The sequence below is a fragment of the Anatilimnocola aggregata genome, from assembly GCF_007747655.1.
Lineage (GTDB): Bacteria > Planctomycetota > Planctomycetia > Pirellulales > Pirellulaceae > Anatilimnocola > Anatilimnocola aggregata.
This window is the reverse complement of the sequence record NZ_CP036274.1, coordinates 7,195,631-7,215,709: the sequence shown is the minus strand read 5'-3', so window position 1 is coordinate 7,215,709 and position 20,079 is coordinate 7,195,631. Positions and strand designations below refer to the sequence as shown.

11 protein-coding genes are annotated in these 20,079 nt (G+C 58.1%); 4 read left to right on the top strand and 7 right to left on the bottom strand.

Annotation, left to right across the window (positions count from 1 at the left end):
• The first annotated feature begins 141 nt into the window (after positions 1-141).
• On the top strand, positions 142-2,733 hold the full coding sequence (locus tag ETAA8_RS27240; protein WP_145096198.1) for a PVC-type heme-binding CxxCH protein: 2,592 nt from the start codon (positions 142-144) through the stop codon (positions 2,731-2,733).
• A gap of 70 nt (positions 2,734-2,803) precedes the next feature.
• Here ETAA8_RS27240 and ETAA8_RS27235 read toward each other — a convergent pair whose 3' ends face one another.
• The 6 genes from ETAA8_RS27235 to ETAA8_RS27210 form a co-directional block, all read right to left on the bottom strand.
• On the bottom strand, positions 2,804-3,937 hold the full coding sequence (locus ETAA8_RS27235) for a transglutaminase-like domain-containing protein (RefSeq protein WP_145096195.1): 1,134 nt from the start codon (positions 3,935-3,937) through the stop codon (positions 2,804-2,806).
• A gap of 83 nt (positions 3,938-4,020) precedes the next feature.
• Positions 4,021-5,187, bottom strand: coding sequence for a TerC family protein (locus tag ETAA8_RS27230; RefSeq protein WP_145096192.1), 1,167 nt, complete (start codon positions 5,185-5,187; stop codon positions 4,021-4,023).
• A 68-nt stretch (positions 5,188-5,255) separates the two neighbouring features.
• Positions 5,256-8,957 carry a methionine synthase gene (metH, locus tag ETAA8_RS27225; protein WP_145096189.1) on the bottom strand — a complete coding sequence of 1,234 codons (3,702 nt, stop codon included), beginning with the start codon at positions 8,955-8,957 and terminating at the stop codon, positions 5,256-5,258.
• Positions 8,958-9,105: 148 nt separating this feature from the next.
• Positions 9,106-10,200 (bottom strand): WD40 repeat domain-containing protein, encoded by a 1,095-nt coding sequence (locus tag ETAA8_RS27220; RefSeq protein WP_145096186.1) that lies wholly within the window; start codon positions 10,198-10,200, stop codon positions 9,106-9,108.
• On the bottom strand, positions 10,197-11,483 hold the full coding sequence (locus ETAA8_RS27215; protein ID WP_145096183.1) for a DUF1501 domain-containing protein: 1,287 nt from the start codon (positions 11,481-11,483) through the stop codon (positions 10,197-10,199). The genes ETAA8_RS27220 and ETAA8_RS27215 overlap by 4 nt, the downstream gene beginning before the upstream one ends.
• Before the next feature lie 136 nt (positions 11,484-11,619).
• Entirely contained in the window at positions 11,620-13,989 is a 2,370-nt protein-coding gene (locus tag ETAA8_RS27210) for a DUF1549 domain-containing protein (RefSeq protein ID WP_145096180.1), read from the bottom strand.
• Between the two features lie 360 nt (positions 13,990-14,349).
• On the opposite strand from ETAA8_RS27210, the gene ETAA8_RS35445 reads away from it, so the two are divergent.
• Together ETAA8_RS35445 and ETAA8_RS34970 are read left to right on the top strand one after the other, a co-directional pair.
• The gene (locus ETAA8_RS35445; RefSeq protein ID WP_238397581.1) at positions 14,350-16,569 is read left to right on the top strand and encodes a DEAD/DEAH box helicase; all 2,220 of its coding nucleotides are present in this window, start codon (positions 14,350-14,352) and stop codon (positions 16,567-16,569) included.
• A 78-nt stretch (positions 16,570-16,647) separates the two neighbouring features.
• Entirely contained in the window at positions 16,648-16,794 is a 147-nt protein-coding gene (locus ETAA8_RS34970) for a hypothetical protein (protein ID WP_202921298.1), read from the top strand.
• Between the two features lie 44 nt (positions 16,795-16,838).
• Here the strand turns inward: ETAA8_RS34970 and hemE are convergent, their stop codons facing one another.
• Entirely contained in the window at positions 16,839-18,761 is a 1,923-nt protein-coding gene (hemE, locus tag ETAA8_RS27200; protein ID WP_145096177.1) for a uroporphyrinogen decarboxylase, read from the bottom strand.
• A 177-nt stretch (positions 18,762-18,938) separates the two neighbouring features.
• Between hemE and ETAA8_RS27195 the strand changes: the two genes are divergently transcribed.
• Positions 18,939-20,078 carry a Gfo/Idh/MocA family protein gene (locus ETAA8_RS27195; protein WP_145096174.1) on the top strand — a complete coding sequence of 380 codons (1,140 nt, stop codon included), beginning with the start codon at positions 18,939-18,941 and terminating at the stop codon, positions 20,076-20,078.
• The last annotated feature ends 1 nt before the right edge of the window (position 20,079 follow it).

Here is a 20,079-nt window from a genome sequence, read left to right as displayed (position 1 = left end):
CTCCGGTACTCCAGGTGAGAGGGTCGGGGCGAGGGGACTGGCCTCTTGATATGCTCAGCCATTCTGCGAACTTCGCTCACAAACCCGCTACAATTAACTCGCCCCCTTCACCACTCCACATCGCAATTTCAGCGGGCAACCATGAACCCTCTCTGTCTTCTCGTCGCCCTCTCCACCTTCGCTGCGGAACCCGATTTCTCCAAAGCACCGCTGCCAAAGGTCGTCGACGACCGCCTCGAAATCAGCCTGTTTGCGATCGATCCGCAGGTAACGACCCCCACGGGTATCGCGGTCGACGAGCAAGGCATCGTCTACGTCATCGAGAACAACACCCACTTTCGCCCCAAAGAATACAACCGTCCGGAACTCGACCGAATCTTGCGCATGCAAGATACCAACGGCGACGGCCGCGCTGATAAAGTTGACGAGTTTTACACCGGCCTGCGAAACACTATGAGTCTCGTCTTCGAGACCGATGGTTCGCTCCTCGTCGCTACGCGCAACGAAGTCTTTCGCCTGCAAGACAAGGACAAAGACGGTAAGGCCGAAACCCGCACCGATCTGATCAAGCTCGAAACAGCTGGCAACTACCCCCACAACGGCCTTGCGGGCTTCGCACTCGACTTTGTCGGGAATATTTACTTCGGCTTCGGCGAAAACCTGGGCGCAGACTACAAAGTGATCGGCACCGATGGCACGACGCTCACGGGCGGTGGCGAAGGTGGCAATATTTACTCCTGCGACGCAGGGGGCAAAAAGCTGCGGCTGGTCGCCACCGGCTTTTGGAATCCGTTCCATGTCACCTTCGATGCCTTCGGCCGTTTGTTCACCGTCGATAACGATCCCGATTCGCGTCCGCCATGCCGCCTGCTGCACGTGGTCGAAGGTGGTGACTACGGCTTTCGTTTTCGCAACGGCCGCAAAGGGGTTTCTCCTTTCACCGCCTGGAATGGCGAACTCCCCGCCACGCTGCCGATGGTTGCCGGCACCGGAGAAGCTCCCTGTGCTGTGATGGCTTATGAATCTGACAATCTGCCGGCCGAGTACCGCGGCGAACTCCTCGTCACCAGTTGGGGCGATCATCGCCTGGAACGCTACACGCTCAAACCTCGTGGCGCTTCTTTCTCAGCTGAAATGAAGCCCGTCGTCACCGGCGATCAGAACTTCCGCCCCGTCGGCCTCGCAATGGCCCCCGATGGCTCGCTCTACATGAGCGACTGGGTCGACAAGAGCTACCCCATTCACGGCAAAGGCCGCATCTGGCACTTGCGGGCGAAGAAGCCCGCCATACGAGAACCACTTTCGGATGAGCCAGCCATCGCGCTGGCACATCCTCATCGGCCATGGCGCGAAGCTGCAGCCAGGAAGTTAGCGAGCGATCAGGCGACTAAACTGAGCGAGGAAGCCGAAGACGAGCGTGTGCGTTCCCTTGCTTATGAACGGCTTTGCTCGTTGAAGAACCAAGACGCAACTTTAGCCGCGCATCGCGCGCATGAGCCCGGCATTCGGTCGATGGACATTGCCCACGACCCTTGGCTGCAGTTGGCCGCTTATCAGGCCGAACGGGCTGGTGACAAATGCGAACTGAATTCGTTAGCTGCCGATAGTTCCTCCCCCTTGGCGATCTGGCAAGCTGCTGAATTGCAACGGGTCGATGCGCCTTCCACTCGGCATTTGATTGCCGACCTGCTTAGTTCCGACTATGCCGATCTCCGCTTCCTCGGCATCCGCTGGGCAATGGAGTCGAAACTTACCGAACATGTCCCTGCAATTGAGAAGCTGCTCGAGCGCGAAACGCTCAACCGTCGCAATTTCGAAGCAGCGCTCGTGGCGCTCGATCGCCTGTCGGGAAGAAATCATGAAAACACGGGTGAGTATTTTGCCGCCAAGCTCGTCATCTCGCCTCAGCGCTCGGCAGCGACACGCTTGATGGCCCTGCGGATGGTATCGCCGAATCATGCCGATCTGAAACTGCCGCTGCTGATTGAACTGACGAAGCACGCCGACAAGGCACTGCAATTTGAGGCTGTTCGCACCCTACGACTCCGCGGCGGTGAAGAATCTGTCGCGCGACTACGCGAGATCGTTGCGGATGACAAACCTGAAGAAAAGCTCCGCTGCGAAGCTCTGTTGGGATTGTCTGCTGAACTAGAACAGGATCGTGCAAAGTTTCAGCGCCTGGCCAATCAGAAAGATCATCCGAACTTGCAGTCCGAAGCACTCCGCATGCTGCGAGAGCAGAATCCAAAAAGCCTCCCATCTTCGCCAGAGCCCAAGAACCAGGCAGCCTGGAATGAACGGGCCACTGGTAATGGGAATCCCGAAATCGGAGAACGCATTTTCTTCCATCCCAAAGTCGCCAGCTGTTACAAGTGCCACGAGTATCGCGGCCGCGGTGGTCGCGTTGGTCCGGATTTGTCGACAGTGGCCAAGTCGATGACGCGCGAGCGGCTGCTGCAGTCGATTGTCGATCCCAGCCGCGAAATTGCCCCGCAGTTCACTCCCTGGGTGATTCAAGCCACCGATGGCACCAGCAAGACTGGCGTTTACGTCGGCGAAGAGGTCGATGGGCACGTTCGATATGCCGACAACACCGGCACGATTTTCAAGCTCCATCCGCGCGACGTGGAATATCGCAAAGCCAGCGACAAATCGATTATGCCCGAGGGCCTTCCCGGTCAACTGACTCCCCAAGAACTGCGCGACCTGCTCGCGTTCTTGCTCCAGCCATAGTAGTATTCAATCGCCCCCGCCCCTGCGGCGGGGGTTCATTGGCTTGTGCACTACGCGGCTTAAGGTCCGCTCACGCGTTTCGCAGATACCGATCCAACGGATGTTCGCCGGTCAATTTCCAAGCACCGTTTTTTTCTTTCCGACGGGCACCAGGGCCAGCGTCGGCATCGCTGCCTGAAGTAGGCGCAGCCACCGGTTTCAATTCGCCGACAAAGCGAACGTCCGGCCGCGCTCCCTGCCATTGCAGCCAATCTTCGACGAGTCGCTGCGTAACTCGCTTTTGGGGATGAACAATGCGATCGCCTTTTTGCAGCACAAGTTCATGGGCACCGGTCCAACCAAACCAGCCGTAGCAGGCGGTGTGCACGGGAATCCAATGCCCCTCGCCTTTCTCGCTCGTCAGATAGAACTCCGCCCAGTTGTGATTCGGCACCCAGACGAGCCGCGCGGGGATTTGCAGCGAACGGCAGACGGCGACGAAAACCGCGGCCATTTCTTCGCAATCGCCACGACGTTTTTCCATGGCCGTGGCCACCCCCGTGTACGCACCAATCTGGGGCTGAATATTCTGGCGAATCCACTTGCTGATTGCCTCGGCCTGATCCCACGGATGCGTCTGTTTCGCCGCAATCTCTTGCGCTAACTTGCGAACCTTCTCGTTGCTCGTTTGAATACCCGGGCTGTCCTGCAAATATCCCTTCCGCACATCGGCGGGCACGGTTTGCCTCGCTGGAAACTGCTCCTTGTCAAACGCCAGGTACTGCTTGGTGAGCGTCAACTTCAATTTGGCGACGGCGCGAATGATTTGCCCCTTGGCGATTCCCGGCGCTGCCATTTCCAATTGAGCGGCCCCCGGCGCGAGCGGTTGAATCCGGGCTTCGCAGCCTTCGGTCAGAACTTCGGCAGATTCGATTTTCTGCTCGGGGAATTCGGTTGGCACGGGCGTGGTCGCTTGAATGCGACCAGCGTCCCCCTTCCCTTGCAGTTCGAGGCCGATCGAAACTTCAAACGAGCGCGGCTCCAGATAGCCGGTTTGATCGGTAGGGGGCTGATTCCAAATCCACTTGCCATCCCCCACGACCGGCACCACGCTGTGCGTCGGCGCTCGAAAATCTGCAGACTGTCGACGATCCCACCACCGACTGCCGACATAGCTGCCAACCGCCAGTGAACCAGCTCCGATTAGCCAATCTCGACGCTGCATGACGATGATCCTCGCGCGAAGGGCCCCGCCATTAGTCTAGCCTCGGAATACGGCAGAATCACGCGTTTGGCGAAAGTCGGCCCCTACTTATGCGCGCCGTGCTTCTTGCCCGGAATGAATCCGTAACCAAAGCAGGCGACCATAATCAACCAGAAGCTCATGCACTCCGGACGACGCAGATCGTGGAAATCGAGCAAGTGCGGAATGTGGGCAGGTAGATCCATTTTCTTGCCATCCGGTTTTGCCTCCGCAGCATGTGGATCAGCTGGCTGATTTACGTCGGCCTTGTGCGCGTCGGGATCGTTGTGATGGTGATCGCCGTGGTCCTTCCTTGGCAGCTTGAAAATCCAGTTCTTCTCCAGCCACGTTTCGTAGCTGACAACTGCTGCGCGGCGCTTCTGTTCGATCTGCACGAATGTTGGCTTGGCACTGCCGATCATTCCTTCGGCAAAGTGCTTGTCGAAACTCCAGTCGCTGTTGAATGTCCAATCCCCTAGCAGCTTAAGACCGATGACAACAACGAGTAGATAGGCCGAGACTTCGAACCGTGGGAACCTTTCCAGCAGGCGAATGAAGATCGCGGCGGCAAAACGCATCAGTACGACGCCGATAATACCTCCGGTGATGACAACCCAGAGTTTCTCGGTGCGACTGCCGGCGAGCGCCATGGCGGCCAGAATTGAATCGACAGCAAATGCCACGTCGGTCAGTTCGATCACCAGCACGGTTGGCCAGAAGGCCGCACCGACGAAGGATTTTCCTGCGGGCTTAATCGGCAGCGGCGAGCGCTGTTCGATTTCTTGCTCTTCGCGATCGCCGGTCACGGGCTCGTGGGTTTCTTCGTCAATAATGACCGGATGCCCGTGCTCATCGAGCTGAATGTCGTCGTGACCTTCCTGTTTCGATTCGAAAAACAGGTGCTTGACCGCGATATAGACCAAGTAAGCGCCGCCGATGAACTTGACGAACGGCAACTGCAGCAGCAGGCTGGCCGTGCAGATCGCAATGACGCGAAACACAAACGCGCCAATCAGCCCGTAACTCAGCGCGCGGGCCCGTTGATGCTTGGGTAAACGCTTGGCGAGCAGACCGAGCACCAGCGCGTTGTCGATGGAGAGAACCCCTTCGAGCAAGATCAGCAGGGCGACAATCGCCAGATCGGAACCCTCGACCTTTTGGCCAAGAATTTCGAACATGCCCAAGGGAAGCCCGCCCAACGATAACCAATCCAGGTTTGCGATGAAGTTCATGAGCCATCGATATTGAAAGGAAAACGCCCGCACTCACTCGAAGGACGGGCGCTGGGGATCAAATTCAGTTACGCATCATAGCCCAAATTGGGAGCGAGCCAGCGCTCGGCTTCGGCCAGCGGAATCTTCTTCCGGCGGGCATAATCTTCAACTTGCTCTTTTGTAATCCGATCGAGCGCGAAATAGCGAGCCTCGGGATGAGCAAAGTACAACCCGCTGACACTGGCCGCTGGCCACATCGCAAACGATTCGGTCAGTTGCAGGCCGGTGTTCACTTCGGCGGCGAGCAGGTCGAACAGGATGCGTTTTTCGGTATGATCGGGCTGCGACGGATATCCAGCCGCCGGGCGAATGCCGCGGTAGTTCTCTTCAATCAGTTCTTCGTTGGAGTGCTCGCCCACGCGGCTGTAACCCCAATCTTGCCGAGCTTGCTCGTGCATTTTTTCAGCCAGCGCCTCGGCCAAACGATCGGCGAGCGCCTTGGTCATGATCGAGTTGTAGTCGTCGTACTTCTTTTGATACTCGTTGGCGAGTTCATCGCAGCCCAGACCGGCCGTCACGGCAAATGCGCCCAGGTAATCTTCCCGCCCACGACCGACGGGCGCAATGTAATCGCTCAGCGCGCGATAGCATTCCTGTCCTTGTCGCTGCCATTGCTGCCGCAGTGTGTGGAAGCGGGTGAGTTCGGTTTGCCGCGATTCATCCGTGTAGAGAACAATGTCGTCGCCGTCGCTGGCCGCCGGCCAGAAACCGTACACGGCATTCGCTGTCAGCTGCTTCTGCGAAATGATCTGCTGCAGCAGTTGCTGCGCTTCGTCGAAGAGCTTCTTTGCTTCCTTGCCCACGGTGGGATCCTGAAAGATCCGCGGATATTTCCCCTTCAGTTCCCATGTCTGGAAGAAGGGCGACCAATCGATGTAGGGGACGATCGATTCGAGAGGAATATCGCGCACCACTTTGGTTCCCGTGAACGACGGCTTGTCGATCTGCACGGTCTGCCAATCGGTCACGAACTTCTTGGCCCGCGCTTCGGCCAGCGGTACGAGTTTCTGCTGGCGATTGGAATAGGAGAGTGCCAACTGCCGCTGCAGTTCTTTATTCTCGGCCTCGATGGTGGGGCGCGAATCGGGATTGAGCAGCCGTTCGACCACGCCAACCGAGCGCGAAGCATCGAGCACATGAACCACGGGTTGACTGTACTGTGGCGCAATGCGGACGGCGGTGTGCTTGGCACTGGTCGTTGCGCCGCCGATAAGCAACGGAATCGTCAGCCCACGGCGTTGCATTTCGCGGGCAACGTGCGTCATTTCGTCTAGGCTAGGAGTGATCAGTCCCGAAAGGCCGATAATGTCGCAGCTTTCTTTGACCGCGACGTCGAGAATCTTTTCGGCCGCGACCATCACGCCCAGGTCGATCACTTCGTAGTTGTTGCAACCGAGCACAACAGCGACGATGTTCTTGCCGATGTCGTGAACGTCGCCCTTCACCGTAGCGATCAGCATTTTGCCGCGGAAACTTTGCTGTTCCTGGCCGGCCAGTTTCTTCTCTTCTTCCATGAAGGGCAGGAGATAGCCGACGGACTTTTTCATCACGCGGGCGCTCTTCACCACCTGCGGCAGAAACATCTTTCCCGCGCCGAACAAGTCACCAACGACGCTCATGCCGTCCATCAGCGGACCTTCGATGATCCGCAGGCAGCGATCGTACTGCTGGCGAGCCTCTTCGGTGTCTTGCTCGATGAATTTATCGACACCCTTCACGAGCGCGTGCTTCAATCGTTCCTGCACGGTTCCATCACGCCAGCTCAAGTCTTCGGTCGCGGCCGCTTTCCCTTTGCCTTTGACCGTTTCGGCAAGCTGAATCAGCCGTTCGGTCGCATCGGGGCGGCGATTAAGCAGCACATCTTCGACGCGCGTGAGCAATTCCTTGGGAATTTCTTCGTACACCGCGAGTTGCCCTGCGTTGACGATTCCCATATCCAGACCGGCGCGAATGGCGTGATACAAAAACGCGCTGTGAATCGCTTCGCGGACAATGTCGTTGCCGCGGAACGAAAAGCTGACGTTGCTCACGCCGCCGCTGATTTTCGCGAGTGGGCAGACTTCCTTGATCTTGCGACACGCTTCGATGAAATTGACCGCGTAGTTGTTATGTTCTTCCATCCCCGTCGCGACGGTGAGGATGTTCGGATCGAAGATGATGTCTTCCGGCGGGAAGCCGATCTTCTGTGTCAACAGATCGTAAGCCCGCTTGCAGATACGAACTTTTTCGTCCGTCTCAACAGCCTGGCCTTGCTCGTCGAAGGCCATCACCACCGCAGCAGCGCCGTAATTGCGAACGAGTTGCGCCCGCCGCAGGAATTCTTCTTCCCCGTCCTTCAAGCTGATCGAATTGACGATGCTCTTGCCCTGTGTCGCGCGCAGGCCAGCTTCGATGACAGTCCACTTGCTGCTGTCGATCATCACCGGCACTTTGGAAACTTCGCCATCGCCGGCAATCAGTCGCAGGAACTTCGTCATCGCGGCTTCGCCATCGAGCAGCGCGTCGTCCATGTTGACGTCAATAACTGTGGCACCACCCAGCACCTGCTGGCGGGCAACATCAACGGCCTCTTCGAACTTGCTGTCGCGAATCAACTTCGCGAAAGCTTTCGAGCCAGTGACGTTCGTTCGTTCACCGACCATGGTGAAGTTGGTATCGGGCCGCTGCGTAAAAGCCTGCGTGCCGGCCAGACGCAACCAGGGCTCGGGCGTTGGCGGTTGATGCGGCTTCATCCGGCGAACGCGTTCTGCCATGGCACCGATGTGCGGCGGCGTCGTGCCGCAGCAGCCACCGAGAATGTTGATCCAGCCGCTTTCAACGAACTCGCCCACCAGCGCGGCCATCTGCGGCGGATCAAGATCGTACTGCCCCATTTCGTTCGGCAGACCAGCATTCGGGTAACAACTGATTCGCGTTCCGGCGACCTTCGATAGTTCCTCAATATGTGGCCGCATGGTCTGCGGGCCCAGCGCGCAGTTCATGCCGACGGCCAGCAGTGGCACGTGCGAGACGCTGTTCCAAAACGCTTCGACATTTTGCGCCGAGACGAACGTCACGCCCGCATCGCTGAACGTGCCCGACGCAATCACTGGCACGCGAAAGCCCCGCTTCGCGAAGCACTTCTCGGCCGCGAACAAGCAGGCCTTGAGGTTAAGCGTGTCGATCACTGTTTCCGGCAACAGCAGGTCGACACCTGCATCGACCAGGGCTTCGATCTGTTCGAGATACGAGTCGACCATCTGGTCGAACTCGGCGTTGCGATAGCTGGGATCATCGACTTTCGTCGAGATCGACATCTGCTTCGCCGTCGGACCGATCGAGCCAGCCACGAATCTCGGCTTGTCCTTGGTGCTGAAGGCATCAGCAGCAGCGCGGGCACACTTCACCGCAGCGAAATTGATTTCGCGAACCAGTTCCCGTGGCAGGACGAACTCTTCCATGCCTACAAAGCTGGCGCCGAAGGTGTTCGTTTCGATAATGTCGGCCCCAGCGTCCAGATACTGCCGATGGATGGCGGTGATCTTGTCTGGGTGCGTGAGGCAAAGGAGGTCGGAGAAGTTTTTGAGGTGCTTCGCCGGATCGTGCTCGGCAAAACGCTCGCCACGGACCTCTTCTTCCGTCAGCTTGTAGCGCTGAATCATCGAGCCCATCGCGCCGTCGAGAATCAGCACGCGGTCGGCCAGGAGATTTTCGAGCAGGTCGTACGACGGAGCGCGGCGCAGTGACATTTCGCGGTGAAGCAGTACACAAGGGCCTTGGCTGATGCAAACCGCGTGGAGGCACTAGCGACCCAAAAACCGCGGACGCACAAGCAAAAACGAATCCTTTATGTTACTTGCGCGAAAGGATTTGCAATAGGCGGGGCTAGCGATCGCGTCAGCCCTTGGCAAAGAGTCCCATCAGCCGCAGATGCTGGTCGAAACAAGCGACGGCCAGCCGTTTGTGGTCGACATGCAGATCAAGATCGCGACCGAAATCGGGTAGCTTGAGTTTGAAGAACTCATTGACCGCATCAGGTTTCCAGCAGTAAAGGAAACCACCACCGCCGCCGCCCGATAGGCCAATCCAATACCCGTTTGGGTGATAGCGGACACCCCAAGCAGTACCGTTGACCGGTTCCTTGGCCACGTGGGTCTTTGAGATCTGCGCGGTCTCGAAATCAAACACTACCAAGGCAGGATTGCCAATTCCCGCAAACGCGTTGGTGACATTGGTGATGCCGCCCAGCGCCAGGAGTTTGCCGTCGGTCGAGAAGGCAATGCTACGGGCTCCGCCGAGATCGGCCCGGAAGGTAGTATCGTACTTATGCAGAGGCGTGGCGACGGCAAAGTCGCGAACGTGCTTCTTCTCCGTCAGATCCCACTGCTTGACGGTTCCTTTCAAATCGCACGACACGAGTGCGGGGAGCGCGGGATGAAAGGCGACGTTGTAGACGTGCGACTGATGGCCGGCCAATTCACCGAGCGGCTTTCCGTCAGCTGCATCCCATAGCTTTATCAGGTTATCGTTGCCACAAGTGGCAATCGTCTTGCCGTCGGGACTGACAGCGAGAGCCCGCAACCAGCCGTTATGGGCGACATCGATCTTGCGGATCGGTTCCGGCTTCTCTGCGGTCGTGGGCCACCAGATAAGGCGGCCATCATACCCACCGGTATAAACCTGTTGACCATCCGGCGAAAACCCAATCGCCCGCACCCAACTATCGTGACCACCGGCTAGCGAGGTCATCGTCCCTGTTGCCAGATCCCACCGTTGAATGGTGTTGTCTTCGGCCCCGGTGAACGCAAACTTGCCCGTGGGATCGAACCGGCAGGCTGTCAGCGGCCGAGAGTGTTTCCACTTCGAGATTTCGTGCGTCTTGGCTGGATCGACGCCGGTAACTGTCGCCTCAGCGGGCTTGACTTCTGCCGGCTTAGCGTCGGGTTTCTTGTCTTCTTTTTTCTCTTCGGCCTTGGCCTCTGACTGGGTCATGCGAGCAACTCCGCGATGGGGCCCTTGGCGGGATCGGCGATCGGGAACTTGCGACCACCGATGTTGAACTCCAGTTTCGAGTCGACACCGACAGCACGCATGTAGGTGTGAAAGAGGTGCCCGTGATCGACTTCGCGATCCGTCACGGCAGTGCCGTTGTCGTTGGTCTTGCCGATAACCGCTCCCGACTGAATGCCCGCTCCGCCTACGCACACGCTCCACGCATTGCCCCAGTGATCGCGACCATAGTTCTTGTTGATCTTGGGAGTGCGACCGAATTCGCTCATCACGACGATTAGCGTATCTTTCATCAGTCCGCGATCGGCCAGGTCACCGACCAGGGTCGCGAAAGGCTTGTCGAACTCGCCCAACTGTTCAATATGGAAATCAAAGTTTTCGAAGTGCGTGTCGTAATTCGAGTGATTCACTTGCACAAAGGGGACGCCCTGCTCGAGCAGTCGGCGGGCGAGGAGCATGTGTTGGCCGAACTCATGCTTGCCGTACCGCTCCTGGTCTGCAGCTGATTCCTTGGTCACGTCGAAGACATCGCGCCGCTGCATTAGTTGGCGCGCCTGTTCGTAAGACGATGTGTAAGCGTCGGTATCGGCGGTGCGACGACGGGAAGCAAATCGGTCGCTGGCCAACTGCCTGAATTGATTTCGGCGTGCTTCCGCCGCTTCCGTCACGCTGGCGAGCCGCTCGGAGTTCTGTGGCGCTTTGCCGTCTGAAAGGGACACGCTGGCATACTTTGGCCCGAGATAGGCCGATTGACTATTGCCATTGCCACCCCCATGAATGAGCACATGCCCTGGCAGCGGGAATTGCTCGGGCGTGAGAACCTTGGCGCTCACAGCCCCAAAGTGCGGATAGTCGGTGCCGGGAATGCGATTGCGACCGGTGGTCATTTCGACCTGACCTTTGCCGTGATCGCCGTTACGCGTGTTCACGCCGCGAATGATCGCCAAGTGGTTCATCACCTGGGCGGTATGAGGCAAGAGTTCGCTAATGTGAACACCGGGCACCGAGGTAGGAATAGCGCGGAAAGGGCCGCCCGTATCGGTGTTCGGTTTCGGATCCCACGTTTCAAGTTGGCTTACACCGCCGTGCAAGAAGATGTTCAACACCCGCTTCTGTGAACTCGCCAATTGTTCGGCAATGGCGGGCTGGATGAGTCCGCCACCCCAACTGCCGGCTGCGACACTCGCTGCGGCCACCGTCGATTGCAAAAAGCCCCGGCGAGAAAGGGCATGTTCCATCGTGCCGCAAGCATATTTGCATCGCATGGGAGGACTCCGTGGAATAAGTTCTGAGTGGAGAGGTCTGAGGCAGTTAGGTTAAAGCTTCAACGCTTGGTTCTTGCGTTTTCGAAATACGTTGTCTTTTGTCTTTTGTCGTTTGCGATTTGCGATTTCAGGCCGATTAGTGGTTAAACCTGAATTCACTGCTGGCCAGCAAGGCCCAGGTGAGCTCGGCCAGCGCGACGGGCCGATCTTCCTTCCGCTCCTTCAGGTAATCGCTGATTGCAGTTGTTTCATCAGCGGTCGCTGGACGAGCAAACAGAGCATGATAGAGTTCGTCAGCCACTTCCGCGGGCTCCTTCTTTTCTTGCGCTCGCGCGACTAGATTGCCTGGCGTGGGCTTAAGCCAGGTATCGAGGATGCTGCCGTTGCCAAAGAACAGGGCCTGATTCACGGTGGCCTGAAAATCCTGTCCCGGCAAGCCGCCATACAAGCGAACGAATTCCGCTAACTGGCCACGAACATTCTCGAAGACTTTGGGCTCGCTCAGTTTTTTCATTACCACTGGCTTGTCGGCGTCGCTAGCCTTTTTCCATTCCTCCGGTGCCGACTTGGTAACGGCCGCTTCGGCAGCCTGCTGCTGGACGGAGATCAGTCCGGCCGCTTGCATGGTACTAAGTGCGAACTGCTCGGCCGTGAGAGGTTTGAGGAGGGCGATTTGGCCACGATTGGCCAGTTCTTCGACCAGTTGATTCCAAAGCCGAGCAGCGGCGGCGACGTCGGACACTTGCAACTCAGCATATTGCTGCAGGAGTTTCGTCAGCGACTCTCGAGTTTCGAGATCTGCCACAGCGTACTGCGCGTCGTTAAAGACGGCGTTGGCGTTGCGTTCCGCGGTTTCGAGTTCGGTGATTTGGGCCGGTGTTGGCAACGTGGCCAACTCCTTATCAACGGCCGCTTGAGCTTCTTGCTCTTTCTTCTGTAGAGGTTCCAAGGCCGCAGTCAGGCTGGTTGTTTTCTTCGCCGCTGCGGCTTCCAGGGCTGTCACGGCTTTCGCTCGTTCGGCAATCTTGGCAGCGGCCTCAACTAACACTTTATCGTCCTTCAGCAAGTCCGCAGCCTCTTTGGCTTTGGCAGCAGCAGTGTTTACTGCGACGGCATGTGTTTTTTTCTTCTCTGCATCCGCTTGGGCGACGGTGACGGCGGCCTTAGCTTTAGCAACTTCAGCTTGCGCGGCGGCAACTGCGGCCTTCAAGGGATTGAGCGTTTTGGCAGCCTCGGTCAATTTGGCCCGGGCCTCTTCCAGTTTGGCGAGCGATTCATTCCAGACTGCTTTCTTTTGTTCCTTCGCGCTGACCAACTCAGTCCTCTGATTGGCAAACTGACTCAACTGCTGCTCGATAGTAGCCAGGTCGCTGTTCGCGGGGGCGGTGATTTCGCAGCTACGCTGATAGGTGTTCGTCAGGAGTAGTTCGCGGAGCACATTGCGCAGGTCGTATTTGAGGGCCGGGAGTTCATCGGACAGCAAAGTGAGAACTTGCGGGTGAGCGGGTGGATTGGCCGGGTGATGATTGTCGACTGGATGGACCAGGCCCCGTCCCATCACTTGGGCCCACAGGCGATTCGCCAGATTGCGGCGAAAGTGAATGCTCTTTTCAAATGCCCCAGCCAACTGCTGCCGACGGCTGTATTTGGGAACAGCTCGCGCTTCTTTAGATGGTTTGACGACGTACTCATAACCTTTTTTCACGACAGGTTCAAACGTCCCCAATCCTTTCGGCAAGCGCGGCTGAACCTTCTCGCCCGAGTTGCCGGTGAAGACCGATTTGAAATTTGCTTCGCCCTCGGCAGCTTCGGCGATTTGCCGGATTTGCTTGTTTTTGGGGTCGGGAAACACCGTGCTGCGCATTACGAAGGCATACAGCCCGTAATAATCGGCCTGCAGATAGTCGTCGACCAAGGGATGATCGTGGCACTGGGCACATTGCAGGTCCATGCCGAACACCAAGCGGCCAAGATCGCGCGTAACGACATTGGGCTCGCAATCGCGGTCGAGCATGAACTTGGCCGCGGGACGCAGGTTGGCGTCGACGCCGTCAGAAATAATCACTTCTCGCAGCAGTTGGTCGAGCGGCTTTTGCTCGGTCAGCGACTTATAGAGGTAAATCTGCCAGTCGGGAGTTGTTACGCCTTTATCGGCCCGGCGCTCGTTGATCGTGGCATCGAGCACCAGCGTCATATGACGGTTGAACTGCGGGCTCGCTAGCAGCCGGTCGATGAGCTTCGCACGTTTGTCGGTGGTCGTATCGGCCAGAAATGCCCGAACTTCATCGGCTGGCGGAACCATGCCGGCCACATCGAGCCAGACGCGGCGGACAAAGTCGGCATCGCTGCAAATCGGTGCGCTCGGCCCCACGGAGCCTTGCTCCATTAACCGATCGATCCGCTCATGCAGACTGGGCTGCGGAGTATCCGCACCTATGGCTGAGTTTACGAACCATAACAGGCTCGCAGCCAACAGGCTGCTTCCAAACAGATACGGGCGAGGCATTGGCAGCCTCCTGACGGCGGGAATTCGGGGAGGAAGGCGGGTTCGCGTTCGCGATTGATAGCTAAGGTGAAAATCCCAGCCATCAATCAACAGCTACGCATGCGTACTAGGCTATTCGTTCTTCCCTGCTCCGTCAAGCGAAATCACTGCAGCTCTTCGCTTCGTTGGAAATGCACCGAGGCAGCCCCCGACTCGTTGCTACTTTCTCACCCTCGCCCCGAGCGTGATCGTGAAGGCCGATCTCGCAGCGATCAAGGTCCGGTATGGAGCGCGCGAATGTATTAGCAATTGGTGAATTGCGAAATTTCCTCGCATTCAGGAAGTTGACGAAACCCCTTCTGCCAGATAGTTTTAGGCAGGATGAAAGAAGATTCTCCCCAACGTCGTCCTGCCGAGAAGTCCCGCCGCTCGGAACAGCCCACTTCGGACCAGCCAAACACGCGCCGCGCGGGCAGCGAATCGCGTGAACGCCCTCGTGCTGAAAGGCCAAGTGGCGAGCGGCCAGTGCGCGATCGAGAGAACGCGGCCCCGCGCGAGCCGCGTCCAGCACGCGCTCCTGCCAGCGAAGATCGCCAGCGTCCAGCGCGTGTTGAACAGGATCGCGGTGCGAGTCGCGACTCCGGTCGACAAGGTGGCGGCAATCCCAGATCAAACACGCGCCCCAATGAGCGCCGCCCAGCGGGACCAGCACCAACGCAGAGCGAACCACCTCGTAGTGAATCGCGGCCGGCAACCGCTCCCAAGCGACTTTCGTATGCCGATTTTGGCAACGAGGATTTCGACGACGACGACTTCGACTTTACTCCCGCAGCTAAGCCAGCCCGAGCAACTCCCGCAGCAGAAAAGCCCGCTGGCCGGCCGAGTCCGCGTCAGCCCGAGCGTGACTCACGCGACCGTGGTGCGCCGAGGAAACAGCCTGTCGCACGCACCGGCGGCGATCAAGTTCGCAGCGGGCGGGGCAGAGATGAACGTCCCAGTTCTGACCGCAGTCGAGATGACCGAGGAAGCGACGATCGCGCGCCTCGCGATCGCAAGCCCGCGGAAGCACGTGAGCCCCGCGAGCGGGAACGAACCGGTGAGCGTGAGCGTGGTAGCTCGCCGCGTCGTGAGGAACCTCGTGCCCAACAGCCGCGCCGCGAAGCTGCTCCTGCGCCGCGAGTTGACTCGGAGCGCCCGCCACGCGACAAACAGCCTCCTCGACCAGTTGAACCAAAAGGCGTCGAACCAAAGGCCGCTGAAACAAAGATGCCAGCAGCAAAGTCGGCAGCTTCCAAGCCAGCGGCCAAAGCAGAACGCTTTGCCACACCAGCTGCGGACGCATCGCAACCTTCGTTTGCCAGCTTGGGGTTGAGCAAGTCGATGCTCGCCTCGCTAGAAGAAGCTGGTTATCAGTATCCAACGCAGATTCAAGCCGGCCTGATTCCGCTCGCGCTCGAAGGGGTCGATGTCGTAGGTCAAGCTCGTACTGGCACCGGCAAAACGGCTTCGTTCGCGATTCCGATTCTCGAGCAAATGTATGTCGGCCCCGATGCCCGCCATCCGCAAGCGCTTGTGCTCGTGCCAACTCGCGAACTTGCCGTGCAGGTCCGCGATGAATTCGCCAAGTTGTCTTTTGGCCGGCCAATCACCAGCGTGGCCGTTTATGGCGGCAAGCCGATTCGCTCTCAGATCGACAAGTTGAAAGCAGGTGTCCACGTAGTGGTTGGTACACCCGGTCGCGTGCTCGATCACCTGGCCCGCGGCACCATTCAAATGGACGAACTTGAAATCGTCGTCCTGGACGAAGCGGACCGAATGCTCGATATCGGTTTTCGCCCCGATATCGAAAAGATCCTGCGCCGTTGCCCGAAAGACCGGCAAACGCTGCTGCTCAGTGCGACCGTTCCCCCGCCGATCGCCAAGTTGGCCGAGCGGTATATGGTCGAACCGACGACGCTCAATTTCTCGCCCAAGGAACTCGCGGTCGAAACGATCGAGCAATTCTATTACACGGTTGATCCGCAGCGCAAATTCGATCTGCTCCAACGCTTGATCGAGCGCGAAAAGCCGCGGCAAGCCATCGTCTTCTGTCGTACCAAGCGTGGTACCGAAAAGATCTTCCAACGTTTGAGCAAGAAGTTGCCGGGCGTAGGTTGCATGCACGGCGACATGAATCAAGGCGGTCGCGACCGTGTGATGCGTGGCTTTCGTGACGGCACCATCTCGTACCTAATTGCCACCGACGTTGTCGGCCGCGGTATCGATGTGTCCGCTGTTTCGCACATTATCAATTTCGATATCCCCGCCTTCAGCGACGACTACGTGCATCGCGTCGGCCGCACGGGTCGCATGGGGCGCGAAGGAGTGGCGTATACGTTCGTCGCTCCCGATGAAGGGCCGGAACTGACGCGCATCGAGCAGCGGATTAACATCCAGCTCAAGCGTGGCGAGATGGAGAACTTCGAAATGGTCAGCGCGCCGATGCCGCTGAACCGCGCGATCGATAGCGAGACAGGCGAAGCCATCGATGTGCCTGCACCACCGCCGCTCCCGACGAATCTGATGCGTCGTCCACCCAAGCGTTATCGCCGCGGCGTGTGATTCGCCCGGCCGATGCGGGATGCTAGTCGATTGATTCCGTTCGTTACTTTTTCCGATTCATTTCAAGCGAGACAGGTTATGTCGCAAGAATCTCCCAACGCAGCTCGTAAGCTGGCCCTCAGCGAAAAATACGCGAGCAAACTGAAAACTCTCAAGAGCAAAGAAGCACGGCGCAAAGCAGTGAACAAAATGAAGAAGTACAAGTGGCAGGCTGCTTTGAGCTAGCAGTTCGAAGTTGCTGCGCGAGCGCATGCTCCAGGCAATTGCCACTAGCGCTGACTCAATTCGTGCACCATTTCAATGATGGCCACGGCATTTTCAACCGGCGTTTGCTGCACAACGCCGTGGCCCAGATTGAAAATGTGTCCCGGTCGGCCAGCTGCCTGATCGAGCACTTCCTTCACACGGCGGCGAATCTCTTTCTGCTCACCTAGAAGCACCAGCGGATCGAGATTTCCTTGCACCGCGCGGTCGTATCCGACCGTCTTCCAGGCATCGTCGAGCCGCACGCGCCAGTCGATGCCAATCACGTGCCCGCCGGTTTGAGCAATCAGCGGCAAGAGAGCTGGGTTGCCGGCTGCGAAGTTAATCACGGGCACACCCGGCGTGACGCCATCGATAATCATCTTCGAATAGGGCATTACATAGCGGCGATAGTCATCGGGCCCGAGGCAGCCGACCCAAGAATCGAAAATCTGCACGGCCTGTGCGCCCGCTTTGATCTGCGCGTTGAGATAGCGGGTGACGGTACGCGCCAGGCGCGTCATCAACGTGCGCCAGGCTCCCTCATCGCGATACATGAGGGCCTTCGTGTGCTGATAGGTACGGCTGCTGCCCCCTTCAATGGTGTAACTGGCCAGCGTGAATGGCGCACCGGCGAAACCAATCAGCGGCAAGTCGGCCGGCAGGTCCGCGCGAGTTTGACGCACGGTTTCGAAGACGAATTCTAGTTCGCTCAGGTCTTCAAGCTCTTCCACGCGGTCGACATCGGCAGGAGCTCGAACCGGGTTATAGATGATCGGCCCTTCACCTTTGGCGAATTCCAGTTCGAGACCCATGGGTTCGAGAATCGGCAATAAGTCCGAGAAGATGATTGCTGCATCGACACCCAGCTTGCGAACCGCGGTACACATCACTTCGCTGCATAGCTGTGGATTCTTACAGAGGTCGAGGAACGACGTCTGCCCGCGGACCTGGCGATACTCTTCCATGTAGCGACCGGCCTGGCGCATCAACCACACCGGAGTGACGTTCGTTGGCTCCAGACGGCAAGCCTTCATGAATGGACTGTTATACCAGGCTGCGTTTTTATCGAGTGGTGGGCTGTCGGCCGAGGCGAACGAAATCACTGCTCGCCGTTTGTTGGCGAGCAGCTCAGCCGCCTGTTCGGCAGCTGCCATCACCATCGAGCCCATCTTGGGATGCTCGGGTTCGATGTCGACGGGCAAATCGTGTTCGCGAAGCATCTCGCTGGTGGTCGGTCCAATCGAAACGACGACAGTCTTCTTCAAAGCCTCGCGCAGCTGATCGAGCAAATGCAATTGCTCGGCAATCCGCAGCAAATTCACTGCCTGATGCGCCGAGGTAAACATCAGTACGTCACGTTCGCCGGCACATAGGGCTCGAATGTTTTGTTCGAGCGAAGCAATATCGATCGGCAGTTCCCACTGATACACGCGCACAGGTACGACGCGGGCTCCGCGCGCTTCGAGGCCGGCAATCAGGCTGCGATTGGTGACGCCGTATTCTTGGAGCCCCACATTTTGATTGATGACCGGAATGCCGGCGTCGATCGTTGCCAGCAATTCGCGCCAGGTATTCGGTTCCGGCACCCGATGCGTCGGCTTCAGTCCGACTTCGCTCATCGCGACGACCGGCTTCGGCCCGCGGCAGATCGTGACGATATCGGCCAGGCTATTGAGGAACCGCTGTCGGTCGACGTGCTTTTCGACCGCCGCGAGCAAGTGACGAAAGCCGACGCCCGTCAGCAGAATCATGACGTCGATGCCGCCGGTCACCACACTCTGGGCAAAGTCGATCGCCTCGCGATTCTCGCTGATCGGCACTTCGCGCAGGCTGGCACTGACGAACGGCTGGCCGCCGAATTTCTCGATGAGGCGCGCAATTTCTTCCTGCTTTCGACTCTCCAGCGAAGCTACCCGCAGGCCCGTTAATCCCGATGTATTGCTCATGGGTTCAATGCTAACTGGGGGCACCGCGCACGACGAGGGGGCGGAGGACTAGGTGGACAATACCAGTTGAATGAGAGGCAGAAAAAGAACTGCTTTACTTCGGCTTGGGGGTCTCGGATACTGACCGCGGAAATCAATTCGCAATACCGGGCGTGTTCCACAGAGAAAGACTTCACCATGAATAGCAGGCGGGAATGGTTGGCGGGGGCGGGATTGGCCGGGGCTGGCTTATTGGCCGCAAGCACTCCGGCGAAGATTGCCGCGGCGAAGGAACAAGCTGCTGCCGGAAAGGTGTTTCGCATTGGCGTTATATCGGCGAGCATCGAGGGAAAGACGCAGCGAACAAACGGGCACACGTGGCACTTTTGCCATCCGTTTCATCCCGAAGTGAATCAGGACGTCATTAAGAAGACGCTCGATCCTGGTTCGACGCGGATTTTCGCCGAGTACTTTCGCAACCCGAAGTTGAACTTCGGCCTGATGCCATTTCCTAACACGCGGCTGACGCATGTCTATGATGCTGACCGCGCGAGTGCCGAATTGTTTGCCAGTGCTTACCCCGGGGTACAGGTCGTCGACTCGGTCGAAAAAATGGTACCGGAAGTCGACGCCGTCTGGCTGGGTGATGCCTCGGGCACTGGTAGCGATCATTTCGATCTGATCGCCCCCGCCCTGGAGAAAGGCCTGCCGTCGTTCGTCGATAAACCCATCGGCAAAACCGTGAAGGGGACTCGGCAGATCCTGGAACTGGCAAAAAAGCACAACGCTAAGCTGATGTCGTCGAGCCTGTTTCGCCATCAATGGGGCACCGCTGAAGGCCTCCGCCTGAAAGAAACGAAGGACATCGGCCCGCTACAGTTCGTTCAAGCTTGCCAGGCCGGCGGTTGGACGCTTCCCTCGTGGTTCATCTATGGCCAGCACCCGGTCTGGATGGTCGAAACACTTTGCGGCCCGGGCGTTGAAAGCGTAAGCATGCTCGCCAAAGAAAATGCCTGTCATGCGATGTTGACCTACGCCGACCGCATGCCGGCTGAGGTCTGGTATGGCCGGCCAGATATTGTGGGCCTGTACTGCGAGACAAAGGTCCATTTTCCCAAGAAGACGCACACTTGGACGCCAGCCATTGATGGCAACTACTGGCTCGGGCATTCCTACCAAATGATGAACATGGCCAATGCTTTTCGCGGGATGCTGGAAACCGGTGTTGAACCAGTTCCGCACAACGAGATTCTGGAAGTGACTGCCATTATCCATGCAGCTGCCAAATCGCTGAATGAAAAGAGCCGCCTAGTCGACCTGGCCGAAGTAATGGAGTGAT

Excerpts from the sequence above, each read along its gene's own strand:
- ETAA8_RS27235 (WP_145096195.1), bottom strand. The coding sequence starts at position 3,937 with ATGCAGCGTCGAGATTGGCTAATCGGAGCTGGTTCACTGGCGGTTGGC.
- ETAA8_RS27240 (WP_145096198.1), top strand. The coding sequence starts at position 142 with ATGAACCCTCTCTGTCTTCTCGTCGCCCTCTCCACCTTCGCTGCGGAA.
- ETAA8_RS27220 (WP_145096186.1), bottom strand. The coding sequence starts at position 10,200 with ATGACCCAGTCAGAGGCCAAGGCCGAAGAGAAAAAAGAAGACAAGAAA.
- ETAA8_RS27195 (WP_145096174.1), top strand. The coding sequence starts at position 18,939 with ATGAATAGCAGGCGGGAATGGTTGGCGGGGGCGGGATTGGCCGGGGCT.
- metH (WP_145096189.1), bottom strand. The coding sequence starts at position 8,957 with ATGTCACTGCGCCGCGCTCCGTCGTACGACCTGCTCGAAAATCTCCTG.
- ETAA8_RS27230 (WP_145096192.1), bottom strand. The coding sequence starts at position 5,187 with ATGAACTTCATCGCAAACCTGGATTGGTTATCGTTGGGCGGGCTTCCC.
- ETAA8_RS27210 (WP_145096180.1), bottom strand. The coding sequence starts at position 13,989 with ATGCCTCGCCCGTATCTGTTTGGAAGCAGCCTGTTGGCTGCGAGCCTG.
- ETAA8_RS34970 (WP_202921298.1), top strand. The coding sequence starts at position 16,648 with ATGTCGCAAGAATCTCCCAACGCAGCTCGTAAGCTGGCCCTCAGCGAA.
- hemE (WP_145096177.1), bottom strand. The coding sequence starts at position 18,761 with ATGAGCAATACATCGGGATTAACGGGCCTGCGGGTAGCTTCGCTGGAG.
- ETAA8_RS35445 (WP_238397581.1), top strand. The coding sequence starts at position 14,350 with ATGAAAGAAGATTCTCCCCAACGTCGTCCTGCCGAGAAGTCCCGCCGC.
- ETAA8_RS27215 (WP_145096183.1), bottom strand. The coding sequence starts at position 11,483 with ATGCGATGCAAATATGCTTGCGGCACGATGGAACATGCCCTTTCTCGC.